The organism is Acetivibrio clariflavus DSM 19732 (assembly GCF_000237085.1).
Classification (GTDB): Bacteria; Bacillota; Clostridia; order Acetivibrionales; family Acetivibrionaceae; genus Acetivibrio; species Acetivibrio clariflavus.
Genome location: NC_016627.1, coordinates 3,097,993 through 3,117,213, shown reverse-complemented (window position 1 = coordinate 3,117,213; position 19,221 = coordinate 3,097,993). Strand labels below are relative to the sequence as shown.

Here is a 19,221-nt window from a genome sequence, read left to right as displayed (position 1 = left end):
AGAATAAGTATTTCTAATATATTTAAGGTAGAACCATATTATTAAATTTAAGGGATGATTTTATGAAATTTGAAAATGTTATTGGTTGGTTTAGTTTTGTGAAGGAAGCTTCTCTAACTGATTTAAGAGATATAATAAATGATGAATTTTACTTATATAAATGCTTGTATAATCAAGATGTTTGTATTTTGCATGAGACTTTAATTAATATTGTTAAGGAAAAGTTAAAAGGGACCAAGCTGGAAGAAAGATTCTGGAGTGAATGTTTACCCTATATTCATAAAGATTCTCTAAAAGATGAGTTTATTGATTATCTTATTAATAATCATATAGCTATTCAAACATTAGGACATTTACCATTATCAGATAAATTTTTATTGAAAATAGCATACCAAGTGGATGAAGCTGTTATTACCTTAGGGAAGAGATATTTTATCGATGAAAACTATTCAAGTTATGATTTTGTTGAACTATTAAGGAAGTTCAAAGATAATGAATGGCTATGGAGAGTTTTGATAAATATGGATTATACAAGTAATGAAAAGCGAAGAATTTTATTAAAGAGTTTATTTTCACTAACAAATTTTGAAGAATTGAAAAGGTTAGTAATTGAGCAAAGCATTGAAAAGCATTTAACTAAAACTAAAAGTATTAAGCAGATTAATAAATACTATAAATCAAATAATTGTCGATTCTTAAGAGCAATTGCTGAAAATCCAGTAACTCCTAGTTATATACTAAATGAGTTGCGAAATATTAAAAATGCAAAGTATGCTAACCAGATTAGAACTTTAGCCAACAAAAACTTGAGTATGAGGATGCAACAAGCAGAAGACTAACCATTAAATGTAGAAGGTTAAAACAAAAAATTAAAAGTATTTTTTGTTGAAAAGATAATATAATTATGGAAAAGAGAATTTGGGAGTAAAAAAGTGTTCTATTACAATTAACCTTGGAAAGGACAGTTAAATAATGTATACTTAGTATAGAGGTACTTACAATGAGATAATCAGATTAAAAAAGCTTGTCAATCAAGTAGGTTCATCGGTAGATATCTATGAGTATGAGTATGATGAAAATAGTTTACAGATATCAAAGATCGAGCCAAAAGGAAAAACAAGCTTTGAATATGATAATTTAGGTAGAATAAGAGCAGTAGTTGAACCGGGTGGAAGAAAAACAACTTACACCTATGACGGAGCAGGTAATCGAAATACACAAACAGTTGAAGATGTATTAAATGATGTAAGTTCAAAATTGACATACCATTATGATAAATCAAACCGTTTGACAGATGTTTTAGAAGTGCGTAATGGTTCGAATATTACTACTGTATACACCTATGACGGAAATGGTAATCAGATAAAGGTAGCTGCAACAGAGCCAGGGGATGTAATAAACGTATCTGAATATACGTTTGATGGGTTTAATCAGTTAAAAGTTGCAAAGACACAGGACAGTACATCAACAAGTAAATATGATGCCTTCGGGTTGAGAGTGGAAAAAACAGTAGACGGAGTAACCACAAAGTATTACTACGATGGACAGAGTATATTGCTTGAAGTAAGAAGCGATGGAGCAGAAAGCCATAATGTTCAGGGAGTTAACCTGATTGCCCGTAATATTAAGGGAGAATCCGATACTCTGTATTATCTATACAATGGACATGCTGATGTTGTAAAACTTATAGATGGTGCAGCCAATACAGTAAATGAGTATGATTATGATATATTTGGAAACATATTATATCAACTGGAAAGCAAACAAAATCCGTATAAGTACTCAGGATATTATTATGATGACGATACAGGATATTATTACCTGAGATCAAGATATTATGATCCGAAAATAGCAAGGTTTATTTCGGAAGATACATATACCGGAGAGTACAACGATCCACTTAGTTTGAACCTCTATACATACTGCCAGAATGACCCAATAACATATGATGATCCTAACGGTCATTGGTTGCATATAGCTGCCGGAGCTTTAATCGGAGGATTGGTAAACACTGCAATAACAGCTGTATCAGACTTTATGGATGATGGGAAATTTAATACAGATTGGAAAGTGTATCTAGGCTCATTTGCAGAAGGTGCAATCACCGGAGGTATCGGAGCAGCAACAGGAGGAGCGTCGTTTATAGCAGCTGCAGCAGCAAGTGCAGCAGGATCAGTAGTTGGAAATGCAGTAGGGCAATTCATAGCTAATGGAGGATCTTTAGAAAAGATTAATGTAAAAGAATCATTGCGAGTAGGTGCAACAGATTTATTGACCATGGGAGCAGGCAAACTTGCAGGAAACCTTACCAAGAAGGGAATGAATAAGCTTGCTAAGACTGCTTTTGGTCAAAATGTACTGAAAAAAGCCAACAGTGTGAAGAGCAAGGTTCTTAACAATCTTAGCGGGGTCAAGACAAAAGTTCAGGCAGTTGCAAAAGCTGAGAGTAGTAAACTAAAGAGCAAACTTCCAAAGTTTAGTAAAGCGACAAGAAGTCCTGTAAATAAAAATGTTGGTTCAGGAGGTCCGTTTGGTTGGATTGCCGATAAGTATAGAGGAATGAGATTAAAACAGATACATAAAAAAGTAGTTAGTGAGGTAGATGATGCTATTGCAATGGGAAATAGGGCAAAACTATTAAGTTTAGGTGCTGGCGAAGGAGAGATTAATAGAGTACTTCAGGGAGGCTCCCAAGCAGCAAGATTTAGGAGTAGTATTATTGATACTGCAGTAAAAAATAGAGCATCCAACACTTTTGGACTCAAGAGTCTAATGAAAGCTGAAAGATTTGAATATGGACCAGACTTTTGGAATCCGAAAACAATGCGTGCTTGGGATATGACCACACATAAGCAGTGGAAGAAGCATGTAAAAAATATATTACCAATGCGCCTGCTAATAGGCCTGTATGGCGAAGCTTAGAAGGATTGTTCCATTAATATAAGGAGGAAAATTAATGGTAAATGAAATATCAACTTCAGAATTTTTATCACTTTTAAAAGGAGCTAAGCAAATAAGCAAAATAAGGCTACCGATTAGAATGAAAATGCCAAAGCTTATTGAAGAGGTCACTTTTGAGCAAGTTGACTTTAATGCCCCAATTTTTGGAGGGTTATTGAATAGACCTGTTATAAGAAAAAGTAAATTTATAAATAGTGATCTTGATGGATTGAATGTTGAGAAGTCTTTGTTTGAAGATTGTATCTTTGATAAGGTTATTTTTGGGCATAAGTATATAGGGAGGATTGATAAATGCAAATTTTATAAATGCACTTTTATAGAGTGCCAATTTAAAAGTTTTATTTTTAAAGGTAATTCTTATAATGATTGTAGCTTTGACAGATGTAAGCTTAAAAGAATAACCTTTAATGATTGTGATTTTGAAAATGTAACATTTTCGGGTGAGTTTGCTACGGTTAACTTTGTTGGATGTAGAACAGCCAATACTGATGTGTCTAAAGTAAAAATGAAAGAGGTAGCTATGGTTGATATAAATTATAATGGTATAAAATTACCAGACAATAAGGACAATTTCTTTGCTTATGCTCAATTTTTTGAATCTGCCAAACCAGAATTGGAAAAAAAGTTATCTCCAAGAACTTACGAGCATTATTGCTCTAAAGCGGAATATATAATGACGTATTGTTCAGATGGGGTTATGGTGGATAGGGATATGTTTGAAGAAGCTTCAAAAGTAGAAAAGGATATAATTATGGAAACACTATATAAAATACGAGAATAGGTATGTATGTTTATAGTTTGTTTGAAGAACAAAGCATTATGGCAGATTACTACTGGTGATATTTCTTTAATATTATTAAAAAGCTTAATAAGATAGATATAAGTTTAGGTAAAATGTTTAAAAATCGTAGTGTCGGCATTAAACTGAAAGAACGTAGAAAAAGTGATAATTCTGTTTTCAATAAGTTAAAGTAATCCTCACCTGTTATATGGGTGAGGATTATTTGTAACCGTTAAATAGACGTAAGCGTCAAAGTGTGTCCTGAAGATGAAATTGCGACAAAAGGAGGGGGAATAAACGCAATGAATCATGCTTTGTAGGAGATGAGAGTAGGCCTCTCGAAATCGGTATTCAGGTGCAGATTTCAAACTGCCTGTTGGTGCTGCAGTCAAAAGCTGTGGTATTGAGCGTTACAGGAAAAGGTTGATGAATTAATCAAGTGCGTACCAGGAAGCTGAATGAAAATGAACAATCGAGGAAGCGTCGTTAATACGTAAATACAGTCGAAACCGGGTGTTTTTGACCACGCGGGAAAAATCTGAAGGGAACCTGATTACTGTTCAGATGGCTGTCGGCGTAGAGATTGCAGGAGCTTGGTACAGGCTCTTACAAGGAACAGGAGAAGTCTGTGCTCTAATGTAAGGTGAAAAATCCAAGCGAAGGAATGACAAGGATGAAAGTAGCGATGTAGAGCATAGATGCGGAAGAATTCGTAGTAGTGTAGAAGTTACTGTAAAGGTAATGGAGCGAAGGGATTCTGTTATCTATACTTCAGAATTTAAACAACCAGAAATGGGAGGATTTAATGGAAGAAGGAAAGTCGTTTGAGATTTCACGACATCAAGTCCTGGAAGCATACAAACGTGTAAAAGCGAATCATGGTGCAAGTGGAGTTGATGGTGTTAACTTTGAAGAATTTGAAAAGGAGTTGAAGAACAATTTATATAAGATATGGAATAGGAAGTCATCAGGTAGTTCCTTCTGATGAATGTGCAAAGGTTGAAAAAATGATTTTCACTTTAATTTTACAATGAGCCTACATTTAGTTAATAAAAATACAAAAAATGTTGAATAATATAAAACATTTTAATATAATTAAGTTGTTGTGTGGAGAAAAAATGTTATAATATAGATAAAAATATAAAACATATAAAAAATGTTATATAAACATAAATAATATACAAATTGGAATATCGGATTTATAGATATTAATTTATTTTCATTTTGCTTAATTTCGGAGGGAGAAATTTTGAATACATTGTCTGAGGTTATTTGTTCTCGTTCAGAGAGCAAAAGGGGAGTTATCTTTATTTCAGGGGAGAATGAAGAAAAGTTTGTGTCTTATAAGGAAATTTTCGACAAATCTCTGAAAATTTTGTATGTACTCCAATCTAAGAATATAAAACCAGGAGAACAATTAATAATTTATGTAAATGATAATGAAAGTCATATTTACTATTTTTGGGCATGTATATTAGGTAGAATAATACCTGTACCAGTAGCTGTTGGCAACAATGACGAAAATATTTTTAAGCTGTTTAATATTATGGAGATTCTCGACAGCCCTTATATAGTTACTGATCTGAAAATCTATAAAATGTTAAAAGATTTTCTTGCAAAAAAGAATCAAAGTTACATATTGGAACGTTTTCAGGATCGTATCATATTTGATATTGACTTTTGTGATGTGGATCAAAAAGGTATAATAAAACAATCTTCGCCTGATGATATAGCTTTTATTCAATTTTCATCAGGTTCAACGGGTAATCCAAAGGGTGTAACTCTAACTCATAAGAATTTGATTACAAATATAAATGCGATGATAGAGGGTGCCAGATTAGTATCTGATGATATTTTTCTAAGTTGGATGCCATTAACTCACGATTTAGGCTTTATTGGTTTTCACCTCACACCAACTTGTATCGACATGAATCATTATATTATGCCAACTTCACTTTTCATAAGACATCCGATACTTTGGTTCAAGAAAGCTAATGAGCATAGAGCTACCGTTTTGGCTTCTCCTAATTTTGGTTATAAATATTTTTTAAAATTCTTTAAACCAGAGAAATGTACTGGATGGGATTTGTCATGCATACGTTTAATTGTCAATGGTGCAGAGCCCATTTCATATAAATTATGTAAAGAATTTTTAAATGTAATGGCAGAATTGAGATTAAAAAGTAATACTATGTTTACAGTTTATGGGATGGCTGAGGCATGTCTTGCTGTTACATTTCCGCCAATATATGAAGATTTGAAATGTGTTTATGTTGATCGTAGGTTTCTTAACGTAGGACAGGAAGTCAAATATGTAAATTCTGATGATGATAATGCTGCTGAATTTGTTGATTTAGGATATCCGGTTAAGGATGTTTATTTGAAGATTTGTGATGAAGACATAAGAGAGCTGGATGAAAATATTGTTGGACATATATTCATAAAAGGTGAAAATGTAACAAAGCTTTATTATAATGACCCTGAGACAACAAAAAACATAATCACCAGTGACGGATGGTTAAATACAGGGGATTTAGGCATAATTAGAAACGGCCGTCTTTTGGTAACTGGTAGAGCTAAAGATGTTCATTTTGTAAATGGGCAGAACTTTTATCTTCATGACATTGAAAGAGTTGCAGAAGGGGTTGAAGGAGTAGAGCTTGGTGAAATAGCAGCAGCATGTGTCTACAACAAAGAACTTCAAAAGGAAGAACTCTTATTATTTGTTTTATATAAAAAAGAGTTGGAGGAATTTGCTGATTTTGCAATATCAATAAAAAAACATATAAATAAGCAGATGGGCTTGGAAGTTAGACATGTTATACCCATTAGGAAGATACCTAAAACTACAAGCGGAAAAATTCAGAGGTATAAATTAAGTAATAGATATGAAGATGGGGAGTTTTCTAATACTGTAGCTATGTTAGAAACTATAATATCCAGAAAGACCCATAAGAACAATATTTGTATAAGTAGAACACAGCAGGAGCTATTGAATATATGTGAAGAAGTATTAGGTTTGAAAAATATAGGTGTAGATGATAACTTTTTTGAAGTTGGTTTTAATTCCTTACTGCTAAGTCAGGTAGTAAGCCGTTTAGATCAAATGTATCCAGGCAGAGTACAGGAAACTGATTTTTTTACCTATCCTACAATCGCAAAGCTGGCAGAGTATATAGACAGTAAAGAAAGCTATTCAATTAAATTTGTCAAACTGCCAAATGAATATTTTATCAACAATTTTAATGAAACAGAAAACAAACAAATTTTTAAGGCTGAGATTGACAAGTTTATGCTTGATAAGCTTATAAAGATAGCAAACTCTGAAAATGTAAGTATTGCAGATATATTTGTAGCCGCTTATATTTTTATGTTTTCGCGGCTGAACAATGAAAAAAATATTGAAATTCAAACTCTTTTAGACAGTAAAGAGAAAGTTGTACCTATTAACTTGGATATTACTGAAATAGATGATTTTAATAGCTTAATAAAATTTGTCAAGGCTAAAAGAGATCAAAAGGAAGAGAATGAGGGGTATTCTGTCAAGAATATTAAAAATATATTTATCAAAAAAGAGACAGGGAATGTTTTACCGTTAATTATAAATAGAGATGCCTTACCTAAAGGCATGGAATTAATCAATTATTACGATGTTATTCTCTTAATAAATGAGATTGATAGCAGTATTATACTTGAATTTGAATATAATTACAGACGTATAAAAGGGGAAAAAGCTAAAGTTTTAATTAATAGTTATGTAAATATTATCAAATTTATAGTAGAAAAATATGAAATTTAACAATGGGGGAGCTAAATATGAATAAGATAGCATTGTTATTTCCAGGACAAGGTTCACAGTATGTTGGAATGGGGAAGGAGTTGTGTAAAAAATACACAGTTGCAAATGAGGTTTTTGAAGAGGCAAATGAAGTTTTAGGTTTTGATTTGAAAAAGTTGTGTTTTGAAGGAGATTTGCAAGAACTTACTAAGACAGAGAATACGCAACCGGCGATTTTAACTACCAGTGTAGCAATGTTTAAAGTATATATGCAGGAATTCGGATTTGAACCTCGGTATTTAGCTGGCCATAGTTTGGGAGAATATTCAGCTCTGACTTGCAGTGGAGTAATTAGCTTTTCAGATGCTATAAAAATAGTACGTAATAGAGGTAAATTTATGCAAGAATCTGCAGCTTTGGGAACAGGTGCAATGGCTGCAGTAAGTGGAATTGATAAAGAGATTATAGAAAAAGAATGTGAAGAGATTTCTTCTGAAAATAATATTGTGGTTATTTCTAATTACAATTCACCTGATCAAATTGTTATATCAGGACATTGTGATGCCGTATCAAAACTTTCAGAAAGGTTTAAAGATATTGGCGCAAATGTCGTACCTCTGAACGTAAGTGCTCCATTTCATAGTCCACTTATGAAAGCAGCTGCCGAGAAATTAAGAGAAGAGCTTTTAAAATACAATTATGGAAGTTTTAAATGGCCAGTGGTGTCAAATGTAGAAGCAATTCCTTATCAAGGAAATGAAAAAATTGTTGAAAATCTTACCATTCATATGACAAAAGCTGTTAAGTGGCAGCAATCAATAGAGTATTTGAAGTCTAACGGAATAGATATGTTTATTGAGTTAGGACCTAAAACTGTATTGAAGGGATTAATGAGAAAAAATGCACCAGGAGTAGCTGCTTTTTCCTATGACAAAGAAGAGGATATAGAAAAGTTAAGGGATTTATTATTATCAAAAAAATCGGTTAGTGAAGTTGAGTCAAGTTCTAAAAAGAAAGAGTTTAAACATACAGTACTTACTAAATGCTTGGCAATTGCCGTTTGTACTCGCAACCGTAATTGGAATAATGAAGAGTACCAAAAAGGTGTTGTTGAGCCTTATAGAAAAATACAGCAAATGCAGCTTGAGTTGGAGAATCAGGGGAAAGAACCATCGTATGAACAAATGCTGGAAGCTTTGGAAATGCTTAAAAGTGTGTTTATTACTAAAAAGGTACCTTATGAGGAACAGGTTGAGCGCTTTAATGAGGTGTTTGATGAGACAAACACAAGGGGATTATTTCCTGATTTCAAGTTTTAATTTAACTAATTGTTAAATTTTGAAACGAAGTAATTGAAAATAAAAATTCTGCTTATGTGGTGGAGGAAATGAAAAATAAATTACTGTTAAATGAGTTGGATTTATTTGAAGAGAATAATGACAATATAAGAATATCCAGTGAAGTAAAAAATCATAACATTAATGATATTGCTATAATAGGTATAGGTGCAAAGCTGCCGTTAGCAGACAACATTGATGAGTTTTGGGAGAATATTATTAAAGGAAAAGATTGTATAAGAGAGTTTCCGGACACAAGAAAAAGAGATATTGACAATTTCTTTGCTCATATAGGACAGTCCGATGAGAATATACAATATATTAACGGAGCTTACCTTGACGAGATTGATAAATTTGATTATGAGTTTTTCCGATTGACACCAATTGAAGCAAGGCTGATGGATCCAAATCAGAGGCTGTTTCTGCAAACAGCATGGGAAGCCATTGAGGATTCAGGATATGGCGGGAAGAAAATAATCGGTACTAATACCGGTGTGTATGTGGGATATATTGGCGCAGTGGAAGAATATAAGTATAAACAGCTCTGTTCAGATGATTCAAACTCATTTAACGCTGCTTCAGTGCCGGGAAATCTATCGTCTATTATTCCGAGTAGAATTTCATATTTACTGGATTTAAAAGGTCCAAGTATGATTGTAGATACATCGTGTTCATCTTCACTTCTTGCTGTTCATTTAGCGTGTCAAGGGATAAAAAACGGAGATTGTGATATGGCCATTGCCGGTGGTATAAGATTAAATTTAGTTCCCATTGTAAAAAAGGAAAAGCTGGGAATGGAATCATCGGATGGCAAGACTAGGAGTTTTGATGATAGAAGTGATGGCACGGGTATTGGTGAAGGAGTAATTGCTATACTACTTAAACCTTTGCACAAAGCTTTGGAGGATAAGGATAATATATATGCTGTTATCAAAGGAAGTTCGATTAATCAGGATGGAACTTCTATAGGTATTACAGCTCCTAATGTTGATGCTCAAGCTGATGTTATAGTTAAAGCTTGGAATGAAGCAAATATTGATCCTGAGACCATAAGTTATATAGAAACACATGGAACAGGAACAAAGTTAGGTGATCCTATTGAGATAGAAGGTATTAATAAAGCTTTTTCGCGCTACACAGATAAAAAGCAGTTTTGTGCCATTGGCTCTGTAAAAGCTAATATTGGTCATTTATATCAAGCGGCAGGTATCGTTGGCTTACTAAAAGTTGTGTTAGCGTTAAAGAATAAACAAATTCCTCCACTGGCAAACTTTTGTTTTCCTAATAGGAAAATAAATTTTGAACAAACACCGGTATATATTAATGACAGATTAACTAATTGGGAATGTGATAAACTGCCACGACGAGCAGGAGTGAGTTCCTTTGGATTTAGTGGTACCAATTGTCATGTAGTTTTGGAAGAGGCAGATAGGTATTATGATTGTGAAAGTTTAAATGATTGTGACAATTTTTCTAGTCAGGTTTTAACTTTATCTGCAAAAAGTGAAGCGGCTTTGATGAGGTTAGTTCAGCTTCATAGAAATTACATAAAGAAAAACGATAGGGTAAATCTTCAGAATATATGTTATACAGCTAACACAGGAAGAGGGCATTATAATTACAGGTTGATTTTAAAACTTAAGGATGTAAATGATTACAGGAATAAGATTGAGAAAATATGCCAATATGGTTTAAAAGATTCAAGCAATTTTGAAGATATATTTTATGGAGTTCACAGAGTTGCTTCGAGCAATGAAGAAGTGCAAAAAGAAAATATAATAACAGAAGCTGAAAAGATATATATAAGTAAAACTGCAAATGAGAAATTAAAGGAGTATATAGTTTCAGATTATAAAAGTGAGAGTGCTGTGGACGAGCTTTGCAGGTTATATGTGAAAGGTGCTGACGTCGATTGGGAAGAACTGTATAAAAAGCTGAAAGTAAAAAAGGTTAGTATTCCTGTGTATCCGTTTGAAAAGAGCAGATGTTGGTTTGAGTATTCAGATGAATTACAAAATGTTCAGTCAAATAATGACTTATTTTATTCTGTAGTCTGGGAAGAAGACTTGCTTGAAGATAATGAAATTAGAGCAGTAAATGGTAAAGTAATAATTTTTAAGGATTCAAAGGGAATAAGTAAAGATTTATCGGATAAACTTTGGAATTTAGGGGCAGAGGTTATTGAAGTAGAATATGGAAGAGAGTTTGAGTATGTAAATAACTATAAATATGTCGTTGGCATTAACGAAGAAGATCATGAACGATTGTTTAAAACAATTGGAATTGATAATTTAACTTATATTATTCATCTTTCAACAATAAATGATAAGGTTATTATCAATGGCAATTCTGAGCTTGATGAAAGCCTGAATTTAGGAGTATACAGTCTCTTTTATATTACAAGAGCTCTTATTAATAATGGATTATCAAAAGAAATTAAAATGTTGCTGGTGTCAGAGTATATAGATGAAGTGACAGGTTATGAGGAGAAGATTATCCCCCATAATAGTGCTTTTATGGGGCTTGGTAAAGTAATAAATGCAGAGCACCGTAATATAAAATGTAGTTGCCTGGATGTGGATTCGTATTTTGGAATTGAAGACCTTTTTAAAGAGCTGGTTAGGGACAATGTTCCATACCATATTGCATATCGTGAAGGAAAAAGATATACACAGGTTTTTGATGTGATTGATATAGAATCCATTAATGAAAATGAGATTAGGCTAAAGGAAGATGGAGTATATGTAATAACAGGAGGAACGGGAGGGCTAGGACTTCAGATTGCATTAAATTTAGCTTCAAAAGCAAAAGTGAAAATTGCATTAATAGGTCGTTCGGCATTACCTGAACGTCATCTGTGGAGAAGCATTATTGATAATGATAAAAATAGCCTTATTGCAAAAAAGTTAGAGTCATTAATTGATTTAGAATCGAAAAGTGCAGAAGTAGAATACTATAGTGCCGATATTTCAAATTACAATGCTACTAAAGAGGTCTTAGATGAACTGAGAAGAAAGCATAATAGAATAAATGGAGTTATACACTGCGCTGGTGTTGCAGGAAAGGGATTGATTATCAGGAAAAATATATATGATTTTAAAGAAGTTCTAGATCCAAAAGTTAAGGGAACATGGAATTTGGATAAATTGACTGAGAAAGATTCTTTGGATTTCTTTGTGATGTTTTCGTCTGCTTTGTCGCTGGCCGGTGAACAGGGGCAATGCGATTATGTTGCAGCAAACTCTTATTTGGACTCTTTTTCATACTATAGAAATAAGAACGGAAAAAAAGCGCTGACAATAAATTGGGTAGCATGGAAAGAAACCGGGATGGCACATGAAAATAGACTTGAAGAGAATAAGTTTTTTGAATTTTTGACAATTGATAAAGCAGTTGAAGCATTCAACAAAATATTAAAAAAAGATATACCAAGAGTACTTATTGGAGAATTGAAGTGCAATTCTTTGATACCGGATCAAATTGTAAATATGCCATTAAAGTTATCAAATAAAGTTAAAAACATGCTTTTAGCTGATAAAGGAGTGAAATTTGCAGGAGATACAGATTTTACGAAAAGCAAAAACAAAGTGGCATTGAAAGGAAGAGAATGCCATGATTATTCGGAAATAGAGCAGATTATTGGACAGGTATTCAAAGATGTTTTGGGATTTAAAGAAATAAATATATATGATAACTTTTTTGAGCTTGGAGCGGATTCTATATTATTGACTAAAGTTCATGAAAAATTGGATGGAATTTTACCTGTAAAGTTAACAGTTGCTGACTTTTTTGCTTATCCGAGCATTGCACAATTGGCTAAATTTATTGCAGGCTCAGAAAAAAATTCGGGGTCTATGTCAAATAATAATCAAAAGACTTCGGAAAAGGGAAAAGATATTGCAATTATAGGCATGGCATTAAATTTTCCGATGGCAAAGTCGGTAGATGAATTTTGGAACAATATAAAATCGGGAAAGGATTGTATAAGGGAATATCCTGATAATAGAAAGGCTGATGCACTAGCATATGTAAAGTTGCTTGGCTTAGAGAAAAATATGTCTTTTGCTGAGGGTGGATATCTTGATGAAGTAGACAAGTTTGATTATTCCTTCTTCAGGCTTTCACCAAAAGAAGCAAGTTATATGGATCCAAATCAGAGAATGTTTTTGCAAACCGTATGGAATGCAATAGAGGATTCCGGTTATGGAAACGGAGGATTATCGGGAAGTAAAACCGGCGTATTTGTAGGTTTTTCAAAGGGAACTTTTGATTATGACCGGATTATATCTGAAAGTGATCCTATTCTAGTATCTAATTTTATAGTTGGAAACTTGCCTTCAATTATACCTGGGAGGATAGCATATTTGCTTGATTTGAAAGGGCCTACTGTAACTGTCGATACAGCATGTTCTTCTTCGCTTGTGGCTGTCCATATGGCATGTCAGGCCATCAAAAATGGCGAGTGTGATATGGCAATAGCCGGAGGAGTTAAAATTAATCTCCTACCACTGCAAAAGAAAGGACAAGGCGGAATAGGTATTGAGTCAACTGATTGCAGAGCAAGACCTTTTGATGATAATTCTGACGGAACCGGTTGGGGAGAAGGTGTGGCAGCAGTTATCTTAAAACCGTTGGAAAAAGCATTAGAAGACAGAGATAACATATATGCAATTATTAAAGGTAGTGCAATTAATCAGGATGGCAGCTCGGCTGGTATAACTGCTCCTAATTCTCTTGCTCAGGCAGAGGTGATTGTAAATGCGTGGGAAGATGCAGGAGTAGACCCTGAGACCATTACTTATATTGAAGCACATGGAACAGGAACAAAACTTGGAGATCCGGTAGAGATAGATGGTATTCAAAAGGCTTTTAGCAGATTTACCGATAAAAAGCAGTTTTGTGCTATCGGTTCGGTAAAATCAAATATTGGTCATATGGATACGGCGGCTGGCATAGCAGGATTGATTAAGTCGGTATTAGCTCTTAAAAATAAGCAGATACCGCCAAGTATTAATTTTAATTTGCCAAATAGAAACATAGATTTCACTCAATCCCCCGTATTTGTAAATGATAAGCTAATGGACTGGGAAAATGGCAATGTTCCTTTGAGATGTGGCGTTAGCTCTTTTGGCTTTAGCGGTACAAACTGTCATGTTGTTTTAGAAGAGTATAAATCAGATGAAATCAAGAGAAATCAAGAAAATAGCAAATTAAACATATTTACCCTATCAGCTAAAAGTGAGAATGTATTAAGTAATATGGTATTACAGTTTAAAAAGTTTCTTAATGCTAATGATAAGGTAAATATTGAAGAGGTATGTTATACATTAAATATAGGAAGAGATCATAACAATTTCAGACTTGCTATATTAGTTGACAGTATAGAAGATTTGGTTTGTAAGCTGGATGCTTTAGTAAAGAACGGATTAAAAGAAAAATTAGACGATGTTTATTTTGGTAGCCATAAGGTGGTAGCTGATAATAAGAATTTGAATTTATTTGAACCAAATGAGATTACTGAGGAGCAAAAAAGAAGTTATACTCTTGAAGCTCAGAGACTTATGCAGGAAGCGGAGGCTGACTTTAAAACAAGCAGAAGTCACCTTGAGGAGATATGTAGATTATATGTTCTGGGAGCTGACATTGACTGGAAAGCTTTTTACAAAGACAAAGAATTAAGAAGAATTAGCTTGCCTGCTTATCCTTTTGAGAAAAAGAGGTGTTGGATAAATATTGATAAGTATCAGTCAGTGAATAAGAAGAGTTCTGGAATTCACCCATTAATTAAAGAACTTGCAATTGAGTCTATAGGGCAGAAAATATATCTGACTGAGCTTAGTGTTGATGATAACTGGGTGTTACAGGATCACAGAATTATGGAAAAGCACGTACTTCCCGGAACTGCGTATATTGAGATAGTCCGGGCTGCAGCAAGTAGTTTCTATCGGAATAGTTGTTTAGAAATAAAAGAAATAATTTTTGTGCATCCGATTGTTATGGAAAGAGGAGAAGTAAAAAAAGTCCATACCATTATTAAGAGTCAAAACGACTATCTTGAGTTCACAATAGCAAGTCGAATTAATGAAAGTGCTATTGATACAGATGAGGAATGGCAGATACATGCCCAAGGGAAAGTGTACAAACTAAATAAAACAGTGCTTAAAAGGAATCTTGAAGAGATTAAGCAATCTTGTTCAGAACATATACAAGAGATTAACCAGAATGAATTGACAAAAGGTTTTATTGAATTTGGGCCAAGATGGTTGAATTATCACAAATTATGCAGCAGTCAGGATATGGCTCTTGCAGAACTGAGTTTACCTGATAAGTTTAGTGAGGACTTAAATTCATTTTATATTCATCCAGCATTACTGGATATGGCAGTGAATGCTGTGAGTCTTACTCTTGGCGAAAAATATCTTCCTTTGGCCTATAAAAATTTTAAACTTTATGGACCTACACCAAAAAGAATATATAGTTATTTGGTGAAAAAATACAATGAATCTGATAGATTGAACGAAACATTATCTTTTGATATTACGCTAATGAACGAAAATGGCGAAGTTTTTGCTGAAATAGAAGGTTATAGCATAAAAAGGGCTAATGATTTTGGTAAGATGTTTAAGTTGAAAAATTGTTTTTATAAGTATGAATGGGTACCACAAAGGGTTAAGTATGATGAGCATAAATTGATAGAAGGAAGTGTCTTAATCTTTAAAGACGAGTTGGGATTGGGCGAAAAACTTGCTTATAAGTTGAGAGAGCAAGGAATGGATGTTATTGAAGTCAATTATGGTAACTGTTTTCAGAAAATAAACGATAACAGTTATACTGTTGACAATAGTTATGAAAGTTATCAGAAGCTAGTGTCCGAGATTAGCTGTAGGAAACTAGTGAAAATATTACATATGTTTACTGTTAATAACGGAGAAGATTATGATGAGTTCTCCAGTTCGGATAGAGCTATAGAGAAAGGTATATACAGTTTGTTTTATATGATTAAGGGATTTGTTAATGGTAAGTTGAGAAATGATATAGATATTATAGTTCTATCGAGTTTTGCAAATGAGATAACCGGTGAAGAAAAAGTAATAATACCTCATAATGCTGCTTTACTTGGACTGTCTAATGCTATAAAGAATGAATATTTTAAGTTGAATTGTAAACGCATTGATGTTGATAATGAAATTACTTATGAGGATATAATTTATGAACTTTATTCAGGGGATAGAAATGAAAAGGCTGCTTATAGAAAAGGGATAAAATATGTTCCACAGCTTAATCAAATCAATATGGATGAGATTGGGGAAAATAAAGTTGATTTTAAACAGCAGGGTGTGTATCTTGTGACTGGTGGCACAGGGGGGATTGGACTTGAAGTGTGCAAGTATTTAAGCACAAAATCAAAAGTTAATCTGGCTTTGATTAATCGTTCAAATTTCCCCGACAGAGACCAATGGACCAAAATTGTTGATGAAGGAAAAGAAACAAAGCAAATCAACATAATTAAATCAATTATGGATATAGAAGCACAAGGGTCAAAGGTCATGATTTTTGCAGTTGATGTATCAGATTACAACGCCATGAAGGAATTAACTGATGATCTACGACAACGCTACGGACGTATCAATGGTGTTATTCACGGAGCCGGAGTTGCTGGAGAAGGATTTCTATATAATAAAGATGTTAAAAAGTTTAGTGAGGTTATTTTACCAAAAATTCACGGAACTAGAGTATTATTTGATTTGACAAAAGAAGATAACTTGGACTTCTTTATAATGTTTTCCTCTGTAGCTTCATTATTTGATTTACCAGGCCAAGGGGATTACATAGCAGCGAACTCTTTCCTTGATTCATTTTGTTCATATGGTAAAAGAAAAGGAATAAAAACATTGACTATTAATTGGCCTGCATGGAAAGAGACCGGTATGGCATTTAATACTAATACGAATACGGATACAGTCTTTAAAGCAATTCATACGAATCATGCAATAGATGCTTTTGAATATAGTTTAAATAAGGATATTGACAGAGTAATCATAGGAGAATTGGATTTTAATTTCATCGGTTTACTAAAAGAAAAGCCGATTCGGTTTAGTGAAGCCATTGAAAATAAAATCGATAGATTGAGATTGGAGCGTTCAGATGATACTAAAGCTTATAAAAGTGTTGAAATCAATTTGAAAGGAAAAGGTGAAGAATCGTATAGCCAGATAGAGGTTAATTTGTCGAAAATATGGGCAGAAGTATTAGGTCTTGATGAGATAAATATTTATGATAGTTTTTATGAACTTGGTGGTGACTCAATTTTGGCCACTAGATTACTACAGGAAGTAGAAAAAGAGTATCCAGGAATACTTGATATTACAGATATTTTCTCATATTCTTCTATTTCAAAAATGGCAGAATATATTGAAAGCAAAATAAAAAGTGAGATTTCATCTGAAAAAGAAGTTGCGGCTGTTATAGAAAGTGGATCAGATAATATAGAAGATATCTTACAAAAGTTAGCTAATGGAGATATTTCCGTTGATGAAGTTGAAGGTTTGATTAAATGATGAAAAAAGATGGGGCTTAATTATTGATTAAAGAGGGTTGATAAGCTTTGATGGAGAACGATGTTTTGATAATTCATAAAATACCAAGATTAGTACATATTTTTATAATTATATGCATTATTTCGTTTTCGGTTTTTGTAGGTTTTTATCAACTAAAACCCCCAGACCCGGAACCAGCTGATATTTCTCTTACACAGTTTTCTTCCGGAAGAGCAATGGAGTACTTAGAAAATATTGCAGTGAAACCCCATCCTGTTGGTTCTGAAGAACACTCGAGGGTTAGGGATTATATCACAGAAAAAGTAAAAGAATTCGGTTTTAAAGCGGAAATTCATAGTTCAAATCCGAGTGTGGAAAATATTTTTGTTAAAGTAGATGGAAAGGGAAAAAGCAAAGATACCATACTTATTTCAGCTCACTATGATACGGTCCCAGGTGCTCCGGGAGCAGGCGATAATGGTTCGGGAGTAGCAGTGCTTCTTGAAAGTTTAAGAGTATTGAAAGCATCTGAGAAGCTTAGAAATAATATAATTTTTCTATTTACTGATGGTGAGGAAACTGGATTGTATGGTTCAAAGGCTTTTATAAGGGAATATCCATATATAGATGATATAAAAATTGTTTTGAATTTTGATGGTAAAGGTTGCTCTGGTTATTCATTAATGTTTAATACAGGCAAGAATAATAGATGGATAGTAAAGGAGTTTGCAAAGGCAGCACCATATCCTATTGCTTTTTCTTCTTCCATTAAGGCAGCGGATGATGCTTTTGGATTGAATGATTTTGATGGTTTTAAAGAAATAAATAAGCAGGGATTGAATTTTATTTTCAATAAAGGTCTCTATGCCTATCATTCAAAAAAAGATACTATCACTAATTTGGATGAAAGAGTAATACAACATCACGGCACGAATGCAGTAAGTCTTTTAAAGCATTTTGGAAATATGGATCTTGAAGCTGAAATGAGAAATGAGGGTGATGCCATATATTTTAATATTATGAGATCATTAATTGTTGTTTATCCAAAGATCTGGGCTATTCCATTAGCAATACTGACAGTTGGTTTATTTGGTTTGCTAGTGTGGATTGGCTTAAAAAATAATATGTTTACAATAAAAGGCATAGTTCAAGGTTTAATATGTTTTGTTATAAGTCTTATATTTACTTTCGAAATTATAACAATAATAGAATCCAGTACTGAGAGAGTATTTAAAAATCACTTGGAAAAGATTCTATTTAATGATTTTGGGGATATATTTTTAGCATCATTTGCATTTTTGACAATTGCAATTGTTTCCTTAATATACAATTTTTTGGGTAAAAGGATAAGTACGCTCGAGCTGTTGTTTGGTTCTTTTGCTTATTGGATCGGTATGTCATTATATTATTCTGTTTTTGAATTTGGAACAAGCTATCTATATACTTGGCCAATATTATTAGGTCTTATAGGTATAAGTGTAGTTGTCCTGTATAAGGAGAAAACAGTGAAAATAAGGAGTTTCTATATAGCATTTTTACTTACCGCAGTACCGTATTTTGTATTATTTACGCCAGCTATTTATACGTATTATGTAGATCAGACTTTGCGTCTTTCAGGTATATATATGTGGATGTTTGTATTGGGGTTGGGAATTATAATGCCATATATTTATATAGTTTTTAAACGGAAATTATGGGTATTACCGGTGGTGTCTGCTTCTTTAAGTGCAGTAATATTTGCTGTAGGAAGCTTAAGTCTTTTGAATTAATTCAATTATCAACATTAAAGGAATTACTGAAAATAGATAAAAATTTATATGTTTGATA

General features: G+C 33.2%; 8 protein-coding genes. All 8 read left to right on the top strand.

The window, feature by feature from the left end:
* Positions 1–62: 62 nt before the first annotated feature.
* On the top strand, positions 63–839 hold the full coding sequence (locus CLOCL_RS13060) for a hypothetical protein (RefSeq protein ID WP_014255488.1): 777 nt from the start codon (positions 63–65) through the stop codon (positions 837–839).
* Between the two features lie 418 nt (positions 840–1,257).
* Positions 1,258–2,922 carry an RHS repeat domain-containing protein gene (locus tag CLOCL_RS13055; protein ID WP_014255793.1) on the top strand — a complete coding sequence of 555 codons (1,665 nt, stop codon included), beginning with the start codon at positions 1,258–1,260 and terminating at the stop codon, positions 2,920–2,922.
* 34 nt (positions 2,923–2,956) lie between these two features.
* Positions 2,957–3,742, top strand: a complete 786-nt coding sequence (locus tag CLOCL_RS13050; protein ID WP_014255792.1) for a pentapeptide repeat-containing protein — start codon at positions 2,957–2,959, stop codon at positions 3,740–3,742.
* An 805-nt stretch (positions 3,743–4,547) separates the two neighbouring features.
* Positions 4,548–4,727 (top strand): RNA-directed DNA polymerase, encoded by a 180-nt coding sequence (locus CLOCL_RS13045; RefSeq protein ID WP_014255791.1) that lies wholly within the window; start codon positions 4,548–4,550, stop codon positions 4,725–4,727.
* Positions 4,728–4,991: 264 nt separating this feature from the next.
* Positions 4,992–7,541 carry a non-ribosomal peptide synthetase gene (locus CLOCL_RS13040; protein WP_014255790.1) on the top strand — a complete coding sequence of 850 codons (2,550 nt, stop codon included), beginning with the start codon at positions 4,992–4,994 and terminating at the stop codon, positions 7,539–7,541.
* Positions 7,542–7,558: 17 nt separating this feature from the next.
* Complete coding sequence (fabD, locus tag CLOCL_RS13035) at positions 7,559–8,839, top strand: ACP S-malonyltransferase (RefSeq protein WP_014255789.1); 1,281 nt, start codon at positions 7,559–7,561, stop codon at positions 8,837–8,839.
* 68 nt (positions 8,840–8,907) lie between these two features.
* Positions 8,908–17,415, top strand: coding sequence for an SDR family NAD(P)-dependent oxidoreductase (locus CLOCL_RS21155; RefSeq protein ID WP_014255788.1), 8,508 nt, complete (start codon positions 8,908–8,910; stop codon positions 17,413–17,415).
* 50 nt (positions 17,416–17,465) lie between these two features.
* The gene (locus CLOCL_RS13020; protein ID WP_041715163.1) at positions 17,466–19,163 is read left to right on the top strand and encodes a M20/M25/M40 family metallo-hydrolase; all 1,698 of its coding nucleotides are present in this window, start codon (positions 17,466–17,468) and stop codon (positions 19,161–19,163) included.
* Positions 19,164–19,221 lie beyond the last annotated feature (58 nt).